The organism is Paraburkholderia ribeironis (assembly GCF_900019265.1).
In the GTDB taxonomy this organism is placed as follows: domain Bacteria; phylum Pseudomonadota; class Gammaproteobacteria; order Burkholderiales; family Burkholderiaceae; genus Paraburkholderia; species Paraburkholderia ribeironis.
Genome location: NZ_CYGX02000143.1, coordinates 1 through 3,220, shown reverse-complemented (window position 1 = coordinate 3,220; position 3,220 = coordinate 1). Strand labels below are relative to the sequence as shown.

The following is a 3,220-nucleotide window of genomic DNA, read 5'->3' as shown; positions in this document are numbered from 1 at the left end:
ATAAGCGCTTATGCTCTGCAGAGCATAAACGCTTTTAGGCACAGTTCCCGGTTATGCCCAGCTCGCGACAGGTCGAGTTCTGCGGTGACCGTGGAGTGCCGGTCAGAGCCGGCCCGCACCTGAAACGTCTTCGCATAATCGGAGCAAGCTTCCCCGATCGGCCATTCCGGTCGACGGGAGAAGCTCATGAACAACACACCGTCTCCGACTCCGTCCGTATCCCGCTCATCAGGCAGCGGCAAGCGTTTAGCGCAGGCAGAACTGCCCGATGAACTGAACAGCTGGGTCGGCGATTTCGATCGCCATCTCTCGCAGGTCGTGGGACTTGCAGCCGCGTCCCGCCGCCAATACCGCTTCTTTGTCCGGCGATTCTTGGCGCAGTACTGCCCGGCAACCGCCCGTGACCAGTGGGTACCGCGCGCCGAATGGCTCACCACCTTTGTGCGCCAGGAGGCTGCGCGCCTTCACGGACACTCGCGCAAGAAGCCAGGAACGGCACTGCGAGCCTGGCTCCGGTATCTGGTGTTCTGCGGCATGGCAGGCCGTGAGCTCGAAGCCGCGATTCCCTCGATGCCCCAATGGAAGTACGCCGCTTTGCCGGTTCGTCTTACCGCAGAGGAGACCGAGCGCGTGCTCGGAGCAGCGCACGACGGCAGCGCCCACGAGTTGCGCAATCGGGCGATGTTGCTGGTCTTGGCGAGAATGGGCGTACGGGCCTGTGAGCTCACACATTTGATGCTCGACGATATCGACTGGGTCGAGGGCTGCGTGCGCATTCGTCCTGGAAAGTCTCACCGCGAACGGAGACTGCCGTTGCCTTGCGAGGTCGGCGAAGCATTGTGCGCCTATCTTCAACACGAACGCCCAGCCAGTACTTGCAGAGCAGTCTTCCTGAGTACGCGGGAACCGTACGGGCCGATTCTCGACTCGTCGGTCGTCTCAAGAACGGTCCGCCAAGCGATGACCCGCGCCGGCGTGACGGGTATCCCGGCCGCGGCACATGCGCTGCGTCACACGGCGGCCACGCAGATGGTATGCCGAGGCGCAACATTCAAGGAAGTCGCCGACGTGCTGGGACATGCCTCGCTGGCGACGACAGCGATCTATGCGAAGCTTGATCTCGCGACGCTCGCGCACGTGGCCTTGCCGTGGCCGGGAGTGCGGTCATGAACGGGCATCCAGAGTTACGCGACCACCTTGATGCCTACCTTGCCGTTCGGGAGGCGCTCGGCTTCAACGATGCGGCCAGAAAGGCAGTGCTGAGAAGCTTCGTTGAATATGCGATCGTCGCCGACAAGTGGCCGATCGACGCGCAGCTTGCGGTTGACTGGGCGTGCGGGCCATCATCCGTCCGCAGTCCGGCCGGGCAGGCAAGTCGCCTTTCTACGGCACGGCGGTTTTTATACTTCCTGCGCGCGAGCGTTCCGGAAACACAGGTCCCCGGAAGCGGATTGCTTGCGCGACCGCGGCGGCGCAGGCCCTACATCTTCACTCAGGAGGAACTCGCCCGCCTTCTGGATGCCGCCGCGGCAATGCGGCCTCGTCGCAGATTGCGACCGCACGTGTACGTATCGATGATTGGCCTGCTGGCGAGCACCGGTATCCGAGCGGGCGAGGCAATCCGATTGACGGTTGACGACGTGCTGCTTGACGCCGATCCGCCGAGGATCTCGATCCTCGAGACCAAGTTTCGGAAGTCGAGAATCGTGCCCCTGCACCCGACGACCTCTGAGAAGTTGAAGACCTATGCGCTGTTGCGCCAGAAGCTCGGCTACGCCGGGCTATCGGATCTGTTTTTCATGTCCGAGATTGGAACGGCGATCAGCTACGGATTCTTCGCGAACTGGTTCACGCGCACGGCTTACCGGCTCGGCATGGTGCCGCCTTCGGGCACCCGGTCGCCGACGCTGCACAGCCTGCGCCATACCTTCGCCGTCGAGCGCTTGACGCAATGGTGCCTGGAGGGTGCACCGGTTCAGCAGTGGATACCGAATCTGTCCGTCTATCTCGGGCATGTCAGCCCCGTGGAAACGTACTGGTACCTGACCGCGACGCCGGCACTGCTGACTACTGCGGCCGCGACGTTCCGGCAGTACGCAAATCTGGGAGAGAAGCAATGAAGACCACCACCATGATCGGCCCGTTGCTGCAGGGCTTCTTCGTCGAACACCTGCTCGCCCATAAGCATGTCAGCCCAAGAACGGTATCGAGCTATCGAGACACGTTCCGTCTCTTGCTCCAGTTCGTCTGGGACAAAACACACATTGAACCTTCGTCACTGCGTCTGACCGCGCTGGAAGCGCCCGTGATCCTGTCGTTTCTTGACTACCTGGAAGTTGAGCGGCGCAATTCGGTGCGGTCGCGCAACGCCAGGTTGGCAGCGATTCACAGCTTCTTTCGATGGGTCGCGCTGTGCGATCCGGAGTCGGTGGGCTTGGCTACTCGCGTACTTGCGATTCCGTTGAAGCGGACCGATCGACTGCTGGTACAGGCGCTCACCCGTGCCGAAATCGATGCTTTGCTCGCAGCACCCGACCGGTCCCTATGGCGCGGTCGTCGCGACTACGCGCTACTTCTGACGATGTACAACACCGGGGCGCGCGTTTCCGAAATCATCGCGCTCCGACAGGAACAGGTCCAGTTCGGCGGCAGCACGCTGATCAACCTGATGGGCAAGGGCCGCAAGGAACGAAGCATCCCGTTGTGGTCAAACACGGCCCAGGTATTGAAGACGTGGTTCCGTGAACTGGAGAGCACTCGCACGCCGATCGCGTTTCCCAGTCATCGCGGCCGGCAACTGTCGCGCAACGGCGTCGATTACATCCTCCAGCAGGCCGTCAATCAGGCTGGCTTGAAATGCCCGAGCCTGATTGGCAAACGCATTTCGCCGCATGTCGTGCGTCACACGACGGCCATGCATCTGCTGCAATCGGGCGTCGACATCAGTCTCATCGCTCTCTGGCTCGGGCACGAGAGCATCGAAACGACTCACGTCTACATCGACGCTGATCTGGCGACGAAGCAGCGCGCACTCGAGAAACTGGCGCCCGCGGAAGCCGCCTCGTTCCGGTTCAAGCCTTCCGATAGCGTGCTCGCCTTCCTCCAGCAGCTCTGATTATCTACAGTCTCGTCGCCGGCGATCCAAAGCTGGCGGACACCGGTCGACGAGCTGGGCATAACCCGGAACTGTGCCTAAAAGCGCTTATGCTCTGCAGAGCAT

The 3,220-nt window shown here is 61.8% G+C and carries 3 protein-coding genes; all 3 read left to right on the top strand.

The window, feature by feature from the left end; translation table 11 throughout:
* Positions 1-186: 186 nt before the first annotated feature.
* The 3 genes from BN2475_RS32375 to BN2475_RS32365 are packed head-to-tail and all read left to right on the top strand — an operon-like array spanning position 187 to position 3,115.
* Entirely contained in the window at positions 187-1,170 is a 984-nt protein-coding gene (locus BN2475_RS32375) for a site-specific integrase (protein ID WP_094783425.1), read from the top strand.
* Positions 1,167-2,120, top strand: coding sequence for a tyrosine-type recombinase/integrase (locus tag BN2475_RS32370; protein WP_094783424.1), 954 nt, complete (start codon positions 1,167-1,169; stop codon positions 2,118-2,120). The genes BN2475_RS32375 and BN2475_RS32370 overlap by 4 nt, the downstream gene beginning before the upstream one ends.
* Positions 2,117-3,115 carry a tyrosine-type recombinase/integrase gene (locus BN2475_RS32365; RefSeq protein ID WP_094783423.1) on the top strand — a complete coding sequence of 333 codons (999 nt, stop codon included), beginning with the start codon at positions 2,117-2,119 and terminating at the stop codon, positions 3,113-3,115. The genes BN2475_RS32370 and BN2475_RS32365 overlap by 4 nt, the downstream gene beginning before the upstream one ends.
* The last annotated feature ends 105 nt before the right edge of the window (positions 3,116-3,220 follow it).

Bases quoted from the DNA above. Each gene is read 5' to 3' on its own strand.
- BN2475_RS32375 (WP_094783425.1), top strand. From the start codon at position 187: ATGAACAACACACCGTCTCCGACTCCGTCCGTATCCCGCTCATCAGGC.
- BN2475_RS32370 (WP_094783424.1), top strand. From the start codon at position 1,167: ATGAACGGGCATCCAGAGTTACGCGACCACCTTGATGCCTACCTTGCC.
- BN2475_RS32365 (WP_094783423.1), top strand. From the start codon at position 2,117: ATGAAGACCACCACCATGATCGGCCCGTTGCTGCAGGGCTTCTTCGTC.